Genomic DNA, 17,702 nt, shown 5'->3' on the forward strand with positions numbered 1-17,702 from the left:
GGAGAATGGAATGAAAACTCTTGATGTTAAAGCGTTGCGTGAAGGAATTGATAAAACGCTTGACGAATTAAAAGTTCAATCTAAAGAAATCAATAAAATTAAAAAGAACGTTGATGGTATCGTAGCCTTAGATGATGCTTTAAAGGGAAAAGGCGGTGAGGCGATTCGCAATTTTTACGAAGAGTGTCACACCCCTTTTTTGCGGTTCTATGATTTGTTTATCGAAGAATACACATCAGCACTCAAGAAAATCAAAAAATCGTTAGAATCACTAGAATCCCATGATGATGGATTTATCTCACAACAATTTCTTGAGAACGACCTTGAAGATGGTTTAAATGAAGCCGACAGGGAAACAAAAAGCATGGTTTCCTCAACGAATGACGTCATCAAAAGAGTCAAACATATTGTCGATTTACCCGAGTTGGACGATAGTGAGTTTGATAAGCATCAGAAACAAGCGTTGAAAGAGATCAACGACACACTTGAAAAGCTAAACACATTCGACAGAGAGCAAACAAACGAGTTAAAGACAGCTTCAAACGATCTCCAGACGATGAAAACTTACATGAAAACACTTGGGAAGATGTATACGTCATCAGGCCCAAGAATTGAGATTAATACTTATAAAAAAGGATCAATTTTAGAATCTGAGGAAAACATTTCAAACTTCACTCTCATGAACCAGCTTGATCCAGAAAAAAAGGTGGATACGGATGCTACTTCAGCTATTGTAACAATGCTGAAAAAATTGGAGGAGACAGATTATTTAACTTTTGATACAGTAATGAGGGACAAGGATGAGATAAGGATTCATCACAAGATTCATGAAAATGATAATCCTTTAATGGGCCCTCTCCAGAAAGGACCCGTTGTATATCCCCAAAAATTGGATGACATCCGGGTTATTGATGGTAAGCTATATAATGTTAAAGGGTGGAAAGTAGCCACAGATATTGATGTCCCAGACGAGTTAGTTACAGATCATTCAGACCCAAACTTTATTGGTGGCAGATACTATATATATGAAAATGGCCAGATTGTACGTAAGTATAAATCAAACGGTAAAGAAGTAGTGGAAGTAGTCGATAGTATTCCAAATTCTAGAGGTGCTGCATCAGCCAAAATCAATGACTCACTATTTGAAGGAACACCATTGGAAATTTTAGAATATCTTAACTTGGGCAATGCAGGTAGAACCCTTGCGAAGAAAGGAATAAAAAAGATATTAAAGAACAGTATTGCTAAAGGTGAAGCAAAGAGTACTTCTAAGAGTGTTGGGAAAGTTGAAGAGAAAGCGTCTCAACATAGTAAGAAAAAGACCAATAAAACAACTTCTTATGGAAAACAATCTGTACCAAAAGGTCCATATCGTGAAGTACATGGGTACCCAGCAAAAGTAAAGCCAGGTGCTCAAGAAAAGCATATTCCTGGTACACCAAATTACAAACAAGAAGTAGCCAACGGAAAACACAAAAGTATCTTCATCGGGGATAATAAAAGAGCACAAGAATTGCTTGATAAGTTTGCAGGAAAAGGTACTAAATTAGGAAATAATAAAGAAAGAGTAGACTTTGGTCAACCGATAGGAAAATATTATGACAAAGATACAGGGAAGTATGTGAATACTACTAGAGGTCTAATACATTATAGTAAAAACGGAGCTCACATAGTACCAGCGAGACCATAAAAAACAAGAAAAGAGGATGTACATGGCATATGATTCTTTAATTGGAACATTAATAAAGTATGAAAAAAGTGAGATGACATTAGAATGGAAAAGTGGTTTAAGAATTAATGGTAAACTAGATACAGTTTATGAAACAGATAATGGTTTGGATGACGATGATGTCAATTATATAGAATATGACGCAGCAGCATTTCAAGTAAATAAAATTTTATCTCATCCTACTAATAATTATGGCAGTGTATATGATTGGTTACGACAAGAAGAAAGCTCCTTGGTTGAGGTTTCTCTTTATGATGATCCGCCAAGTGCAGTATATTTGCCAAACGGTAAAAAAATATGGGAAAAGAACGGCAGCGAATAACGATTGACCAATTCAATAAAACTTTATAGCCCTCTGTTAAAAGAGGGCCTTTTTAATTACTTCAATAACGCCTCAAGCTTCGCCTTCGTCTTCGGCCCATAAATACCGTCTGCTACTAGTCCATGCATCAATTGGAACCGTCTAACCGCATCTTTTGTCTTCGATCCATAGTAACCATCAATCTCATTGTTTTTTGCGCCTTTGTCTGGATAGAAATAAAGGGCTGCCAGTGCTTGTTGAATCTGCCGTACTGCTGTACCCTTCATCATCGGGCTTTTTAGTTTATAAACACCGGAAGGCAATGGATATCTTGATTTTTTATTATGACTTGAAGATGAGTCTGTTTTAGATCCAGTTTTATTTCCTAGTAAGCTATCAACTTTTTTTCTGAATGCTGATAGTTGACTTGAGTCACTCACCCAAGGAGCCGGGCAGTTTTTTCGCGTGACATCATAATGACGAACGATTCTGCTCGTGGATAGTCCATATCGCTTACATAGTTTCGCAACCAATTCAGCCGCATTTTCAACAGTTTCACTGTGGATTTTCCCATCTTTTTCAACACACATTTCCACACTAATAGCTGTTTGATTGGCATTTGGCTTTAAAAAACTAACATAACAACGGTTCCCATCATGGGCATGATAGGCCATTTCATTTTCAGGGATAATGTACTGCACTTCTTTGCGGTCTACAAAATATTGGGCTGATGCGTAACGCTTATCGACTACACATGTAAGTTACGTTCATTTAATGAAGATGCCCCAGGAGTTGCTGTATAGTGCATGACAATTCCTTTCACTCCTGATCATTTAGCACCTGGACGAGTATAACGATTAACTTTCACAAAATTTTTCACGACTTTTACCATGTAAACCACTCCTCATTTTATGTTTGAATAAAAAAAGACTGCCTCTTGGCAGCCATCATTTTGTTAATCCGTTTTGTTTTAACACTTCTTTTTGTTTCTTACCTTTCTCAGTCACATAGTTGTTTTTATACCATGCGACAATTGAAGTAATGATCGTAAACACTGTGGAACCCACCAAATACAAAGTATCTGCCAGTATGTTCACTTGATCCTCACTTTTCTAGAAGATTATTTTTTCAATCAAGCGCTATTACATAACTGTACGTACCGAACCCCTTTTCACCAGTTCCGGTCATATGAAAAATCCCTCTTAACGAGTGAGGACTTGGTGCGTTTTTTGACTTTCCCTGAACAATAAAAAATACCGAACCTTTTGCCTAACTCAATAATTTCGAAATAGAAATCATCCGTATCTCCTATAAATACCAACACGCCTCCATGACATCAGATATTTATTTTCATGTTAGCAAAAAGATTGATATGGATTCAATGAACAAATATGAAGACTACCTCTCCACAATAATGGAGTAATTTTTTTGCAAGTTTTTGTAGGTGTTTTGTGGGTGTTTCATTCACAGTCTTTAAAAAATAAAAATACCCACAAAATTAAAAACCCCCTGACACCAAATGTGCCAAGGGATCCAAAGATTAATATTGAGACATATATTGTTCGCGTTCCCAAGGATGGACTTGTGTACGGAACATATCCCATTCAATTTCTTTTGCTTCAACAAAGTGTTCGAATAAGTGTTCACCAAGGGCGTTGACCATGACTTCGTTCGATTTTAATTCGTCCAAAGCTTCAGCAAGTGTTGCTGGTAGGTCAACGATGCCATTTTCAAGGCGCTCTTCTTGACTCATGACGTAGATGTTACGGTCGATTGGAGCTGGTGCTTCAAGTTTGTTTTTGATACCGTCAAGACCCGCTGCTAACAATACGCTAAGTGCAAGATAAGGGTTTGCAGATGGGTCGACACTTCTTACTTCTACACGGGTGCTGATACCACGAGAAGCCGGGATGCGGATTAATGGACTTCTGTTTTGGGCACTCCATGCTACATAGCATGGTGCTTCATAACCCGGTACAAGACGTTTGTATGAGTTAACCGTTGGGTTTGTAACAGCTGTAAAACTTGTTGCGTGTTTTACGACACCGGCAATAAATTGTTTTGCAGTCTCGCTTAACTGAAGATCACCATCTTGATCAAAAAATGCGTTAACACCGTTTTTGAATAACGACAGATTGCAGTGCATACCTGATCCGTTTACACCGAATAATGGTTTTGGCATAAATGTTGCGTGAAGACCGTGCTTACGTGCGATTGTTTTTACAACAAGCTTAAATGTTTGAATATCATCACAGGCGCGAATAGCACCAGCATATTTAAAATCAATTTCATGTTGTCCAGGAGCTACCTCATGGTGAGACGCTTCGATTTCAAAGCCCATTTCTTCGAGCTCAAGCACGATGTCACGGCGGCAGTTCTCCCCAAGGTCTGTCGGAGCAAGGTCGAAATATCCACCTTTATCATTCAATTCAAGAGTCGGTTCACCTTTTTCATCGAGTTTGAACAAGAAGAATTCCGGTTCTGGCCCAAGATTGAAATCTGAGAATCCTATCTCTTCCATTTCTTTCAAGATTCGTTTTAAGTTGTTTCGAGGGTCACCTTCAAACGGAGTACCATCAGGATTGTAAATGTCACAGATGAAACGGGCTACTTTACCTTTTTCAGCAGTCCACGGGAAAATAACGAATGTGTCTAAATCTGGGTATAAGTACATATCTGACTCTTCTATACGTACGAAGCCTTCGATTGAAGAACCATCAAACATGACTTTATTATCAAGTGCTTTTTCCAATTGACTCACAGGAATCTCAACGTTTTTAATTGTTCCTAGAATGTCAGTAAACTGAAGGCGAACATATTTTACATTCTCCTCATTTACTAATTTCATTATGTCATCTCTTGAATACTTGGCCATTCGTAAAACTCCTCCTCTAAAAAGGTAAATGTATATATAGCAATGCAGTTGCTAACAACTTAATGAAAAAACCTGGACATATCTCCTTGACGAAATGTTGTTCCCTTTTGAAAACGACCCGAATGAATCAGTTCGTTTTTTAGCAGTTTTCGCAATTCTTCATCTGAAAGATTGTGTTTCATTACTTTTTCTGGTTTATCTTGATATTGATGTTCTGATTTGGCGAAGATTTGTTTAATTCCCGCCATGTTTACACCTTGTTCAATCAAATCTTTAATTTCCAGCAACTTATCTACATCATGAAACGAAAATAACCGTCTGTTCCCTTCACTTCTTGCAGGAAATATCAGTCCATTTTCCTCATAATACCGAATTTGTCTAGCTGATAATTCGGTTAGCTGCATGACAATTCCTATTGGAAATAAGGGCATTGAGCGGCGAATTTTATCACTCATCTCAATTTCCTCCTTTACTAATTAAGTCTATTATATTTGTTGTCAAGTAACATGTCAAGGTTATGTCAGGAATTCTTACATGAAATTATGACTCTATGATAACATCGACTGCACTACAAATCGCATTTTTAACATGTGCATAGGTTAAACCTCCTTGAACGTACGCAACATAAGGCGGCCTGATCGGACCATCTGCTGATAATTCGATGCTTGCACCTTGTATAAAAGTCCCCGCTGCCATAATGACATCATCTTCGTATCCCGGCATATAGCTTGGATATGGAGTCACATGGGCATTAACAGGTGAAGCGTATTGAATCGCTTGGCAAAATGCGATCATTTGTTCAGCATTGGAAAATTCAACTGATTGAATCAAGTCGGTTCGTTTATGCTTCCATGAAGGATTTGTTCGAAATCCTAACTTTTCGAGAAAGCGCGCTGTAAAAACAGCTCCCTTTAACGCTTGAGAAACAACATGTGGCGCTAGGAAAAAACCTTGGTACATTTCTTGCAGTGAGTAAAGTGATGCACCGACTTCCCTTCCAAGACCGGGTGATGACATTCGAAATGAACAAGCTTCAACCCATTCTTGCTTACCAACAAGATAACCTCCTGTTTTCGCTAAACCACCGCCTGGATTTTTAATCAGTGAACCCGCGATAAGATCTGCACCAACATGGCAGGGTTCACGTTCTTCAACAAATTCTCCATAGCAGTTATCTACAAAAACAATAATTTTGTTATTGATTTCTTTTACGAAACGAATCATTTCTTCAATGTCATCAATTGAAAAAGAAGGACGGTTGGCATAACCCTTTGATCGTTGAATTCCGATAACCTTTGTCTTTGGTGTGATCAACTCAGCAACACGTTGAAAGTCAACGGTTCCCTCTTTTGTCAACCGGGCGGCGTTATATTGAATGTTGAATTCCTTTAATGACCCTGAATTTTTTCCACCTCTGACACCGACAATTTCTTCGAGTGTGTCATATGGTTTCCCTGTTATATAAAGAAGTTCATCACCTGGACGAAGGACACCGAAAAGAGCAATTGAAATCGCATGAGTCCCCGAAATAATCTGGGGTCTGACAAGACCTGCTTCACCACCAAATACGTCTGCGTAGATAGCTTCAAGTGTATCTCGGCCGATATCATCATAACCATACCCAGTAGAAGGGGTAAAGTGCGTATCAGACACTTTATGTTTTCGATAGCTTTCAAGTACCCTCCACTCATTTCGCTCACTAATTTCATCAATTGTTTTATGAACGACTGAAATTTCATCTTCGGTTTCGATCGTTATCTTTTTTAGTAAATCCCCATGTTTTAGTGTCTCAAACATTGAAAGTGTCCTTTCTTACATATACTTCTTGAGCTCTCCCATTATATTTTGTTCAGGAAGTATGTAACCTTCCACTTCATATTTTTCACAACCTTCGTGAAAAGCGGTGGCTTTTATCATCGTTTCAGATTTAATTCGTGCTAACAGTCTACCCTCTGAAGCAGGAATTTTTACTCGATAGGAAACAAGAAGTTCTTTTTTAATAAATTCCTCGATCGCCTGCTTAAACACTGGCAAATCACCATCAATCTTGGCACTTGTCATGATATGGTTTTTTCCAGATGAAGGGATAAAATCAGTTCTTTTTTGATCCCTTTTATTATAGATAGTGAACACCGGAATATCATCGGCTTCAAGCTCTTCGATAAGACGTTTTACCGTAGCTTCATGTCCTTGATAATCCTCATGTGAAGAATCGATCATATGAAGAATCAAATCAGCTTCTTTTACCTCTTCCAATGTAGATCTAAACGCTGCAATTAAAGTGGTTGGCAAATCCTGAATAAAACCAACTGTATCAGACAAGAGCACATGATATCCACTTGGGAGTGTCATTTTCCTTGTCATTGGATCAAGTGTGGCAAACAGCAGATTCTCTTCAAAACTGTCTGCAGCTGTCAAGCGATTGAACCATGTTGATTTTCCCGTATTTGTATAACCGACAAGAGCGATTTGTAGTACGCCATTTTTCTTTCTTCTTTCTCTGTATCTGCTTCTGTGACGAATAACAGTAGACAACTGAAGATTGATTTCATGAATCCGATTCCTAATATGACGCCGATCGGTTTCAAGCTTTGTTTCCCCTGGTCCTCTTGTTCCTATTCCACCTCCCAGCCTTGACAAATTAATCCCCTGTCCACTTAATCTCGGCAATGTATATTGGAGCTGAGCAAGTTCGATTTGCAGTTTTCCTTCCCTCGTCTTCGCTCGTTTTGCAAAGATGTCGAGGATTAATTGTGTTCGGTCGATAATTTTTATATCGAGATATGTGGCAAGAGCTTTAAGCTGACTTGGTGACAATTCATCATTAAAAATTAAGACATCGGCTGACAATTCTTCACAAAGCATCATCAGCTCATCTACTTTCCCTTTACCGATATATGTAGCAGCATCAGCTCGATTCCGTTTTTGTGTAACGGTCGACATAACTGTACCAGCAGCCGTCTTCGTCAATGCGCTAAGCTCTGCCATCGAGTATGAAAAACGTTCATCAGAAATATGTGGAAGTTGACAACCAACTAAGATCGCTTTTTCTTTTATGAATTCTTGTTCATTCAAATGATCATGTTCCTTTCTTAACAATAGTGATGTAAAGCAGTATTATCATAACAAACAGTGGGAGCAGTTTCCAGACATCAAGCAAAAAATAAAAAGATGCATATTTATAGGTGTAACACTGGAAGGCTAACCGCACTGTTAGATGATCTTTTAACTTCCATTCTCTCACTTTCAGCCATCTTGCAATATTCACCATCTGATCGAATAGCCCTTTCATATAAATTGTTTCGATATGAAGACAAAATGAAAAGGATCAAGTCCAGTACAATACCAAACTTAATCCTTTCTAGTTTTTTTTGCGACACTTAATACTGTATGTAATAAACTCATTAATAGATTATCGATTATAGTTTATGATTATAGATATCGTTCGATGACATCCACTCTAAAAATTGTTTATATGGATAATATGTAGTCCCCTTCAACTCTACCTTTGGTGCGTTCGGAAATTTGTTTAACAGTTCCTTTGTTTCTTCTTTACTGAGTCCAAGGCTATAGTGTAAATCTTTTTCCTTGATTAACATTGGATAATCAGAAGAACTTGCTTTTGGATTCTTAAAATTTTTTAGTCCATCACCGACAAAATAACCCATAGCAGCTAACCCGATCCCGACCCACATCAGTTCCATTTGAAGTCTCCTTTCAATTCTCTCATAATATTTGTTTTTAACAACTACCAGCTAGGCGTTCCTTTAAAAGTAGAAATATAGAATCCAACAACCAATAAAATAAGCTGACAAATATGCATATCCCATAAAACAAAGGAAATACCAATAACTGAATCAGCGCATCAGCACTAAACATCAAAACGATTACTATTGATACCACGATAATTGCAACAATATATAGTCCAAGATGTTTTAAATTAAACTTCTTGCTCTTATTCTTCATTTGCAAAACGAATTGGATAGGAAAAGCGGCAACAGAATAGACAATCAGAACATAAATCGATATCAGTTGGGCATATACTAGTCCAACCCAATTAATTGTTCCCATGTTGATAAATAAAAACAACCAGAAAAAAAGAACAGCAATGAGAAATGTCAGCAAAGGATAGCCTTTTATAATAAAATTTTTAATACTGCTCACTTCCTATTGATTAAAATACATTTTCAATTAATTTTTATTCTTATATAGCGGCCTCCTTTATTTTACGAATCCTTATTATACCTATTTTTAATTTCTAGCGCAAATTGCAAACTGCTCAACTATTATGCATACAAGTTCTCAGTCTATGTTTCATTTTGTAATGTTTTCTTGAAAATTTCAACAAAAAGGAAAGGCACGCCATCATAGGCATGACGCGTCTTCCTTTATATCAAGATCTTGACTTTTAATCGTTATCAGGTCATTCTTCAAATAACAATCCCCCATTAACAGCCGCATTGCCTGTGAGCGAATCGATTTTTCAATTAAATTTCGGACAAACCGACCGTTACTGAATTTAGCAGGGCTAACCGTGCTTTTCACTGTCATCAGATGATCTTTCAGCTTCCATTCTGCTTCGGGACTAAATTGATATTCCCTGTCAGCCATCATCCGTTTTGCAATATCCATCAGCTGACTGACTGAATAGTCAGGGAAATCGATACCAATTGGAAACCTTGACTGAAGCCCAGGATTCAAAGAAAGAAAATGATCCATTTCTCGTGAATAGCCAGCTAAAATCAAGATAAATTCATTCCGTTTATCTTCCATATGCTTGACTAAAGTATCAATTGCTTCTTTACCAAAATCCTTCTCCCCACCTCTTGCTAGTGAATATGCTTCATCAATAAATAAAATACCACCCATCGCTTTTTTAATTAAATCTCTCGTCTTTTGTGCCGTGTGTCCAATATACTCTCCAACAAGATCAGCACGTTCTGCTTCAATTAAATGACCTTTCGAAAGAACATTCATTTCATAAAACAGCTTGCCGATTAATCTGGCCACCGTTGTTTTTCCCGTTCCAGGATTCCCTTTAAACATCATGTGAAGTGCTTGTTTTCCGACTTTAAGTCCTTGCTCTTCCCGTTTTTTATTCACAAAGATCCAAGCGTATATTTCTTTAATATTCCGTTTCATTTCCTCCATTCCGACAAGCGTGTTCATTTCCTTTTCGATCTCTTTTAGGATGCTGTGTTTGGCTTCATTTTTTTGCAGAGCTGCTTGATAATCAGCTTCCGCTTCTGAATTGGCCAAAACTTGTTTCTGTCCGTTAAGTATAATGTTGATTTGCCCATTGTTTTTATAAGTAACAGCCCTCTCCAACACACTCACCTCACAATTCTCTCTTTATTCCTATTCATCAAGCGCTTGCGCTGTGACAAACGCCCAGCCATCAGCAGATTCTGATATTGTTTGACAATTTAGAGAACGGCTTTGTTGAAAACTACGCTTTCCCGAGAAATACTTTACTTCTTATTGTATTCAGGTAATCTGTGTGGACAAACCAATTTTTTATCCTATGGTCCATCTGCCATCTGATTAAGATTCTGTAAAAATCACTTTACACCCTCCTGAATTGGTGTCAAAACTCGTTTCTGATTTATATATATCTAATAGTCTAGGAAGGATTCTTGACGGCAATTCCGCAAAGTAGAGCTTTTGCAACTTGACAGACACAAAAATTCTAATTATTCTTAGAGATTCTAATGTTGTTTATTAAGTTGAATAAAAGCGAGGATTATCATGTTATTTCAAAATCAAAATTTAATCGTTCGCAATTTAAATGAAGCTGATAAGTTCCTTTTAGCAAAATGGCTTTCAGACCCATCAATTCTTGAATTTTATGAAGGGAGGGATCATCCTTTTGATATAGATAAGGTTACCGATGTTTTTTATGATTCTGAAGATGACGAAGTTAAATGTATAGTGGAGTACGAAGAGACAGAAATAGGATACATTCAGTTTTATCAACTGGATGATGTAACAAAAAGAGAATATGGTTATCTTAACGAAAATGTCTACGGAACAGACCAATTTATCGGGGAAAAAGTGAATTGGAATAAAGGACTTGGGACATTACTTGTTTCATCCATGTTGAATTATTTAGTGAAGCATAAACTAGCAGACCGAGTTGTTATGGATCCTCAAGTCAGAAATTCACGGGCTATAAAGTGCTATGAAAAATGTGGTTTTAAAAAAATTCGTATTCTTCCAAAACATGAACTTCATGAAGGTAAGTATCAAGATTGTTGGTTGATGGAATACAAAAAACTAAAATAATTCGTTTGTCATCTTAAACGGATCGGAGCCCCTCTATAAAACATACCCCCGATCTATTTAAGATTTTTGTATACCTTAAACTATACATGAACAAGCCTAAACTATTCGCAATTAAAATCCTCCAATTCAATAATAACTATCAAACTGGTACCTTATAGAAATTTTTTTATCAATTTAGTCGTTTCGATGTCCTGCCGGGTTATTGAATCGACAAACCATCATATCGTGATCAATCGAGTACATGATTTAATCTTGAAATAAAATGGTCCGAGTCGCAAGTCTTGCATGAATACGTTTTTTTTACTTCAAAAGCAGTTCTTCTTATTGTCCGGCGGGTTCAGTTTGTTCCTTGGTAATTTTTTGCGCTTCTGCCTGATCCATTTTAAATTTGATATAGCTTTCCGCATTTTTATGTACTTCGCTTTTAAGACGGTATGTTTCACTGCTTCGATAAGCTTTTGCATCATAGCTCACCTGCGAAGCACTTTCCGCTAAACCTGTCGCATCAATCAATGCGGCGTAGTCTGCCATGACCATTTGTTGAGTCGTTTCAGAGGTAGCATATTCGTTTATAAGCATGGTATCAAGATCATTGACTGCTTGAATCGTACTCTCGCGCTCTTTGTTTGCCACATCTAATTTTTCCTTAAATTCTTGATCTGAAATGGGTTCTAAAGGTAGTAAGTCTTTGATATCAGCTAATATGTTTACTAATTGTTTTTTCTGCTCTGACACTACTGATTTTGAGTTTGTGTAAGCATTCGCAAGTTGATTTTCGAGAAATTCAATATCGATAAACGAGTTGGAGAGTTCGGCCTCTTCTATCACATTTGATATGCCATCAAGAAACTGAATTTGTGAATCAATCAGATCGAGCCAGTTATCTACAATACCAGCTTGATCTTTGTAAAACGCCTTTATGTTGTCAGCACCTTTTCCTTGAAAATCGTCTCCCAAGTTGGTAACCTCTAGAAAAGCTTCTTTTAACGCAACAAATGCTTGTCTTGTTTGTTGATATTCTTTAGAACGAGCTTCCATTGTCAATAATAAGGTTTTAGCTTCATATATTTTCATGAAAACAACCCTTTCTTTTATAATACCTTTAAAAGTTTATCACTTTTTTAAATTATTTTGTAAATATCAATTAAGGATCTCACCTTCGTTTTTTTGCCTAACCTGTACCAATCAACCTGCTTCCCGATAGAGAAAATGAACTTCTTCTTTTGTTGTAAAGCCAGGGATACTCATCGATTACATAAATGTAATAATCATTAGATTCATTGAAAAAGAACAACCACTCATCAGGTGTTTTCGGTATGTACCAAAGGCTATCACCAGCAATGGTTTTTCCGTTATAGGAAATGGCTTCACGATTTAAAGGTTGAACATTAGTGAGATTTGCTGAGGATTCTATTAATGCCTGCTGTCGTGCTTTCGAATCTTTATATTTCCTCTTTCGGTTTTTACTTATCAAATAGGAGGCACGAAAAAAATCTTCTCGTAGATTGAGCTAGCCTCTTCTAAAAACCAAAACGCCTGTCGATTTCATTTTAAGAAATCTCCAGCTATGATTAGAACAGACCCATACCCAGTTCTCAATATATTCCTTGCCCACTCTCTTGTTCGGGCCTCCCATTTTAACTGGTCTTTCATAAATGGGACATGGTGATTCATATGTAAAGAAGCATCATCAACTTTCATTTTTGTATCTCCTTTTATCCTGATGAACATAAAACATAACTTGTGGAGGAGCTGTCTAAAAAGTCCTTTATTAAGATGAATCAGGGGGAATTGCGAGACCTCGCAGGAGCAAGGAAAGAGCTCCGAGGAGGCTCGCGGATCGCCCACGGAAAGCGAGCAAATTCCCCATTTCCACACTACTTTCAAGACAGCCCCATGTATTTCTTGTGTTGCCCACAGGTTTAAACACTGCAGTACCTGTGAAACACTCGAAAATAGGAGTCTCCTTGAGTTTACTAGAAAGCTTCTTCTACACTGTCTTTGAGAATAGTTAAAAAGCAGAGAATGAACTCTCTGCTTTTTGACTATTTCGCTACTAGCTCAAGCAATTTTGTCTGGCTCTTTTTTGCTTCGCCATCTTCATATTTTTGAATCCGTTCCAGTACATCTCCATTCATGATCACAATTGGTGTAATCGTGCTGCTTGCTTTTTCCTTGATTAATTCTAAATCACATGTGATTAAAGGGTCACCGACTTTCACTTTGTCGCCTTCTTTGACATGAGCAGTAAAGCCTTCTCCTTCCATACTAACAGTGTCCAATCCAATATGAATCAACATTTCAACTCCTGATAATGAGCGAATACCGATGGCATGCTTTGTATGAAAAAGTTGGATGACTTCCCCGTTAACCGGAGAAACAATCTCACCGTTCGCCGGCTCAATCGCAATTCCATCCCCCATCATTTTTTGTGAAAAAACAGGGTCCGGCACTTCTGATAGGCTGATCACTTTACCGTCTGCTGGTGAAAAAACGGTTTCTTCTTTAACTGCTTCCTCTTTATGGCTCTTACCGAATATTTTTTTAAACAATCTAATTAACTCCTTTCAGCACCCTAAGGATATCTATGTATAGTTAGGGATTCCCCACTATTTAACCACATTTTTTAACATCCAGCAATTTATAACCATATGACCTACTTCTGCATAAACTAAAAGTAAAAAACGAAAAGAGGTGACAAATGATGGATTCCAAGGATCATGAGAACCAACCGTTTAACCAAAAGAACGAAGTTCAAGAAGCTTTTGAACAATTGTTTTATGCCTCTCCCTTTCACGAATTATTAAATTCTTTTCAAGAAATGGTTTCAGACCAACTGCAAGGTTTAATGGTTTCCATGAATATAAGAGAAGAAAATGACAAGCTGCTAATCGATATTACCGTCCCTGAATCATTTCAAAATGGTGATATTATGATTGAAGCGAAATCAAGGTACTTACATGTTTCACTGAAAGAGAAAACAGAATCCAAAGACTCAGCATCATTTACCAATCTGTCCAGAACGATTTTGCTCCCTTATCCTGTTTATGAAGAAACAATGAAAACATCATGGAATCGTAATACGTTAACCGTGTCATTTCCGGCACAAAAAAAGCATGAATGAACATTTCATGCTTTTTTTATTTGAAGAATCCTATAAAGCTTTTGGCGAGCGATCCCAGCTGATTGACGGTGCTCATCATTTGACCAGCTGTATCCATCATTTTACTAAAATCGAGTTGTCCGTTCTTTTTCTTAAATTGTGACATGAAATTTTGCAATTGAGAAGGCTGGTGAACTTCAGGTCTAGCTTGTGGATATGGGTTAGGATAAGGGAGTCCCTGCAAAGATGATTGATAAATCGGTGAAGGCTGAAATGCTTGGCTGACAGGATGAGCATATTGGCTAGCTGGATGATCATAGTAATGTTGAAGCTGATGCTCAAATTGCGGGTATCCAGAATAGTGTAATCCGGCATATGGGTATCTGGCTGCTCTCTCTTCCATCTTTGATCTCTCCTTCTAGAGCCCTTTTTCTATATCTGTATGATGCAAATTGTTTTCCCGTGCCTAATCATTAGAAAATGTGTCTAAAGTTTGAATTTTTTAAAAAAAGAAAAAAGTCGAATTGTTATGATACGATTATAATAATCTAATCGAAAGGGGGATGTGCTATTGAACGTATCATACTTAAGAAATTGTTTTGCTGAGATGAAACAGTATGAGACAGATTGTATGGATAAACTGATGGATTTTGTCAAGTTCTTGTATATTCAAGGACATTTGACTTTAAACGAGTTTCGGACAGGTATGAAAGTTCTTGAGGCGAATGGAGCTCAGCACCCTACCTACGGCAAGTATTCAGACACAGAAAAATGAGAGTTCGCCCCAATTGTTAATGTGAACAATTGGGGTGAAATGATCGCGATCAAATCTATCCTTTTACCTTCAAATCTTCTTCGAGACTTCTGAGTGTATAAAGCACAGATTCTGTTAGATCTTTAAACCGTTTTTTGTGGATTTTGCAAAAATAAGATTGCAAAACAATCTCCTTCAAGTTTTCTTCTACTGCACTTAACTGTTCTTTATGAATATACTTTGGATGATGATCCTCAATATATGCCAAACCGTTTTCAAGCCAGCTTTTAATTGTCTGTTCACAACGGTCAGCTGCAGGTTTAACGGTTTTGAAAAAATCGTATTCGTCGCCTATTTGATAGCGGTCAGCCGCTTCCTTTGTTACATAGATCAAGTTCTTTGTTTGTTTAAGAAAAGATTGTTTATCCACGACATTCACCTCAGCAATTATCGTATCAAACAAACCAAGTCAAAACAACAAGCATTTCCATCAATTTGTTCCCAACAAATAAGGCAAGAGTTCCACCAGTTCTTTATCAATAAGATCAAGTTGCTTTCTAAAGGCCATTTCTTTTTCAACCTTCATTTTGCTCACAGCCTTAACCAGTTTTGTTTCTACTAAGACAAGGTCAGTTTCAGTTTCCATTAGCAATTTCAGAGCTGATGCTTTACTGACAGAAGCGCTCATTTACTTCCCTCCTTTTTATGACCTCTTACGCATTCTTCTTTTTCCATCGTCTCTCCTTCATGCTTGACAAAACTAGAAGAAAACCGGCAAAGAACACCAACTTCCTACTGTTTCAACAAACCTTGCAGAAATGTGTATGAACAGCGTGATTTATGCAGAAACTATGATGTAAGGAGGTGTCTACTGTGGAAAACAACAAGAAAAAAGCCCCTGCTAACAAAAAAGCTGATCCAAAAACAAGAGATACATTAGATAAAAAATTAGGCGGCCCAAATCGTCCATCTACTTAAAAAGCAAGGGAATCCCTTGCTTTTTTTACTTCCGATTCTTTTTAAACCAATTTTCTAATGTGAATACAACCTGTAACTGCCTTCTTTTCTGAAAATACCATTCGGTTACTTCAATCGTTTCTGGTAATGTTTCATCTTTAAACATATTCTCCCTGTTTTCTCCATGAAACCAATCTCTTTTTACTCCGTCTAATGAATGATCGATCACAGGATAACTCGTTCTCAAAAACGGTGAAGTTCTTTTGAAAATTCCTGTCCATCGTTCCATATCAAAGCGTGAACCTGTATGAGGAACAAAAGATGTAAAATGAAAAAAAGCTGGGAAAAGCTCAGGTCTAAACAAAAGATCACTTAATTGTTTACCTAGCTTAATTCTTTCGTTTACATTTGTAAAACGTTTGACAGACAGACCGTAAAAAACACCTTCAACAGTCGGAAAAATCACAGTATTAAAGTGAAAATACTCACATATATAGAAAGGAATCGAGTGAAAAACATTCTTTTTAAACAAAGGATTTTGTATAATAGGATTTTGGATAGTGTTTTGTTCATTTATGATAAGAGCATACATGAGACGCTTTGTGTCCTGGTTATGCCAAAACCGCTCCCATTCCAGGCGCATAAATGAAGAAACACCTAGATCGGGCAGCAAATGAAAAAACGGCTGTCCAATTACCTTAGACCATTGATACAATAAAAGCTGTGGATATGCATCAGCAAAGATCAACCAATTCGCTCTTTCATATGTCATAAACAACCACTGCTGCTGGTTCGCTGTGAGGCCAAGTTGAAATAAACTACCTTTTAAATCAGTCATTGACCAACCAGCATTTCGTGAAACAAATGAAGCTAAAAATGCCCACTTAATCTCCGGGTGATGGTCAAAATAATGCTTATAAGCATTGGTTCGTGAAATATTATCTTTGTTTAGTTTATTAGTTTGTTCTTTGATTTGATGCAGCAATCCTACTCCGGAGATCTTGTTGTGCAAAATGATTCACTTCCGTTTGTTTTTAGATTTTTTTGAAAAGGAGGTTGAAGAAAGTGTTTCGTTATCCAAACGGCAAAACATATCAGCCGACAAAAGCGGTCCCATCTATAAAGAAGAAGCCGTCATACAGTAATCGCGGAATGACCCTCGAAGATGATCTAAATGAAACGAATTTATATTATCTAACGAACTCGATAGCGGTTATCCATAAAAAACCGACACCTGTTCAAATCGTTCAAGTTGATTACCCGGCAAGAAGTGCGGCTGTCATCAAAGAGGCGTATTTCAAACAGTCTTCAACAACCGATTATAATGGAATATATAAAGGACGCTATATCGATTTTGAAGCCAAGGAAACGAAAAATCAGACATCTTTTCCGCTGAAAAACTTCCATGAACATCAAATCGAACATATGAAGCAAGTGGTCTCCCAAGGTGGGATTTGCTTTGTTATTATATCCGCATTTGACGAGGTTTATTTTTTAGAAGCGGAAAAATTATTTTATTTTTGGAACCGCCAAAAACAAAATGGTAGAAAATCGATTCGAAAAGATGAATTGCAAGAATCCGCTTATTCTATTTCACTTGGGTACGCCCCAAGAATAGATTATATTAAAATGATTGATCAGTTGTATTTTTCGCCATCATAATTTATGCTTTTAAAGTCATGTGTAGCGGAAAGGTTT

At 37.2% G+C, this 17,702-nt stretch carries 21 protein-coding genes and 2 pseudogenes; 7 read left to right on the forward strand and 16 right to left on the reverse strand.

What is annotated here, in order from left to right; translation table 11 throughout:
* The first annotated feature begins 10 nt into the window (after nt 1-10).
* Together PDT38_RS02600 and PDT38_RS02605 are read left to right on the forward strand one after the other, a co-directional pair.
* Nucleotides 11-1,690, forward strand: a complete 1,680-nt coding sequence (locus PDT38_RS02600; RefSeq protein WP_270798866.1) for a T7SS effector LXG polymorphic toxin — start codon at nt 11-13, stop codon at nt 1,688-1,690.
* A 22-nt stretch (nt 1,691-1,712) separates the two neighbouring features.
* Nucleotides 1,713-2,051: a hypothetical protein gene (locus PDT38_RS02605; protein ID WP_270798867.1), complete on the forward strand. Its 339-nt coding sequence runs from the start codon at nt 1,713-1,715 to the stop codon at nt 2,049-2,051.
* 56 nt (nt 2,052-2,107) lie between these two features.
* Here PDT38_RS02605 and PDT38_RS02610 read toward each other — a convergent pair.
* The 9 genes and pseudogenes from PDT38_RS02610 to spoVK form a co-directional block, all read right to left on the reverse strand.
* Nucleotides 2,108-2,922: pseudogene (locus tag PDT38_RS02610) on the reverse strand (peptidoglycan recognition protein family protein).
* Nucleotides 2,923-2,977: 55 nt separating this feature from the next.
* Nucleotides 2,978-3,139 (reverse strand): annotated as a pseudogene (locus PDT38_RS02615) (phage holin); the annotation flags it as partial.
* A 431-nt stretch (nt 3,140-3,570) separates the two neighbouring features.
* Nucleotides 3,571-4,905, reverse strand: a complete 1,335-nt coding sequence (gene glnA / locus PDT38_RS02620; RefSeq protein ID WP_172295371.1) for a type I glutamate--ammonia ligase — start codon at nt 4,903-4,905, stop codon at nt 3,571-3,573.
* A gap of 59 nt (nt 4,906-4,964) precedes the next feature.
* Nucleotides 4,965-5,360, reverse strand: a complete 396-nt coding sequence (locus PDT38_RS02625) for a MerR family transcriptional regulator (RefSeq protein WP_172295369.1) — start codon at nt 5,358-5,360, stop codon at nt 4,965-4,967.
* 85 nt (nt 5,361-5,445) lie between these two features.
* Nucleotides 5,446-6,702: a methionine gamma-lyase family protein gene (locus PDT38_RS02630; protein ID WP_270798869.1), complete on the reverse strand. Its 1,257-nt coding sequence runs from the start codon at nt 6,700-6,702 to the stop codon at nt 5,446-5,448.
* A 15-nt stretch (nt 6,703-6,717) separates the two neighbouring features.
* Nucleotides 6,718-7,980, reverse strand: a complete 1,263-nt coding sequence (gene hflX / locus PDT38_RS02635; RefSeq protein WP_270798870.1) for a GTPase HflX — start codon at nt 7,978-7,980, stop codon at nt 6,718-6,720.
* A gap of 344 nt (nt 7,981-8,324) precedes the next feature.
* Nucleotides 8,325-8,609, reverse strand: a complete 285-nt coding sequence (locus PDT38_RS02640) for a DNA-binding protein (RefSeq protein ID WP_270798871.1) — start codon at nt 8,607-8,609, stop codon at nt 8,325-8,327.
* A 37-nt stretch (nt 8,610-8,646) separates the two neighbouring features.
* A complete protein-coding gene (locus tag PDT38_RS02645; RefSeq protein ID WP_270798872.1) occupies nt 8,647-9,030 on the reverse strand; it encodes a UPF0715 family protein in 384 nt (127 codons plus the stop codon).
* A 240-nt stretch (nt 9,031-9,270) separates the two neighbouring features.
* Nucleotides 9,271-10,236: a stage V sporulation protein K gene (spoVK, locus tag PDT38_RS02650; RefSeq protein ID WP_270800098.1), complete on the reverse strand. Its 966-nt coding sequence runs from the start codon at nt 10,234-10,236 to the stop codon at nt 9,271-9,273.
* 417 nt (nt 10,237-10,653) lie between these two features.
* Between spoVK and PDT38_RS02655 the strand changes: the two genes are divergently transcribed.
* Entirely contained in the window at nt 10,654-11,190 is a 537-nt protein-coding gene (locus tag PDT38_RS02655; protein ID WP_270798873.1) for a GNAT family N-acetyltransferase, read from the forward strand.
* Nucleotides 11,191-11,511: 321 nt separating this feature from the next.
* Here PDT38_RS02655 and PDT38_RS02660 read toward each other — a convergent pair whose 3' ends face one another.
* From PDT38_RS02660 to PDT38_RS02670, 3 genes are all read right to left on the reverse strand, one after another.
* Nucleotides 11,512-12,264, reverse strand: coding sequence for a T7SS effector LXG polymorphic toxin (locus PDT38_RS02660; RefSeq protein ID WP_270798874.1), 753 nt, complete (start codon nt 12,262-12,264; stop codon nt 11,512-11,514).
* 471 nt (nt 12,265-12,735) lie between these two features.
* Nucleotides 12,736-12,891, reverse strand: a complete 156-nt coding sequence (locus PDT38_RS02665; RefSeq protein ID WP_270798875.1) for a hypothetical protein — start codon at nt 12,889-12,891, stop codon at nt 12,736-12,738.
* A gap of 344 nt (nt 12,892-13,235) precedes the next feature.
* Nucleotides 13,236-13,742 carry a PTS sugar transporter subunit IIA gene (locus PDT38_RS02670; RefSeq protein ID WP_270798876.1) on the reverse strand — a complete coding sequence of 169 codons (507 nt, stop codon included), beginning with the start codon at nt 13,740-13,742 and terminating at the stop codon, nt 13,236-13,238.
* A gap of 149 nt (nt 13,743-13,891) precedes the next feature.
* On the opposite strand from PDT38_RS02670, the gene PDT38_RS02675 reads away from it, so the two are divergent.
* Nucleotides 13,892-14,314, forward strand: coding sequence for an Hsp20/alpha crystallin family protein (locus PDT38_RS02675; RefSeq protein ID WP_270798877.1), 423 nt, complete (start codon nt 13,892-13,894; stop codon nt 14,312-14,314).
* Between the two features lie 16 nt (nt 14,315-14,330).
* On the opposite strand, the gene PDT38_RS02680 is transcribed toward PDT38_RS02675, so the two are convergent.
* Nucleotides 14,331-14,696, reverse strand: a complete 366-nt coding sequence (locus PDT38_RS02680) for a YppG family protein (protein WP_270798878.1) — start codon at nt 14,694-14,696, stop codon at nt 14,331-14,333.
* Nucleotides 14,697-14,864: 168 nt separating this feature from the next.
* On the opposite strand from PDT38_RS02680, the gene PDT38_RS02685 reads away from it, so the two are divergent.
* Nucleotides 14,865-15,068, forward strand: coding sequence for a YppF family protein (locus PDT38_RS02685; RefSeq protein WP_270798879.1), 204 nt, complete (start codon nt 14,865-14,867; stop codon nt 15,066-15,068).
* A 55-nt stretch (nt 15,069-15,123) separates the two neighbouring features.
* On the opposite strand, the gene PDT38_RS02690 is transcribed toward PDT38_RS02685, so the two are convergent.
* The gene (locus PDT38_RS02690; protein WP_270798880.1) at nt 15,124-15,477 is read right to left on the reverse strand and encodes a YppE family protein; all 354 of its coding nucleotides are present in this window, start codon (nt 15,475-15,477) and stop codon (nt 15,124-15,126) included.
* Nucleotides 15,478-15,537: 60 nt separating this feature from the next.
* Nucleotides 15,538-15,735 (reverse strand): DUF5446 family protein, encoded by a 198-nt coding sequence (locus PDT38_RS02695; RefSeq protein WP_270798881.1) that lies wholly within the window; start codon nt 15,733-15,735, stop codon nt 15,538-15,540.
* A gap of 185 nt (nt 15,736-15,920) precedes the next feature.
* On the opposite strand from PDT38_RS02695, the gene sspM reads away from it, so the two are divergent.
* Nucleotides 15,921-16,025, forward strand: coding sequence for an acid-soluble spore protein SspM (gene sspM / locus PDT38_RS02700; protein ID WP_270798882.1), 105 nt, complete (start codon nt 15,921-15,923; stop codon nt 16,023-16,025).
* A gap of 25 nt (nt 16,026-16,050) precedes the next feature.
* Here the strand turns inward: sspM and PDT38_RS02705 are convergent, their stop codons facing one another.
* Complete coding sequence (locus PDT38_RS02705) at nt 16,051-17,016, reverse strand: DUF2515 domain-containing protein (protein ID WP_394356210.1); 966 nt, start codon at nt 17,014-17,016, stop codon at nt 16,051-16,053.
* Nucleotides 17,017-17,069: 53 nt separating this feature from the next.
* Here PDT38_RS02705 and recU point away from each other — a divergent pair, with 53 nt between their 5' ends.
* Entirely contained in the window at nt 17,070-17,666 is a 597-nt protein-coding gene (gene recU / locus PDT38_RS02710; RefSeq protein ID WP_270798883.1) for a Holliday junction resolvase RecU, read from the forward strand.
* Nucleotides 17,667-17,702: the final 36 nt, after the last annotated feature.

This window comes from Bacillus changyiensis, from assembly GCF_027706145.1.
Classification (GTDB): Bacteria; Bacillota; Bacilli; order Bacillales; family Bacillaceae; genus Bacillus; species Bacillus changyiensis.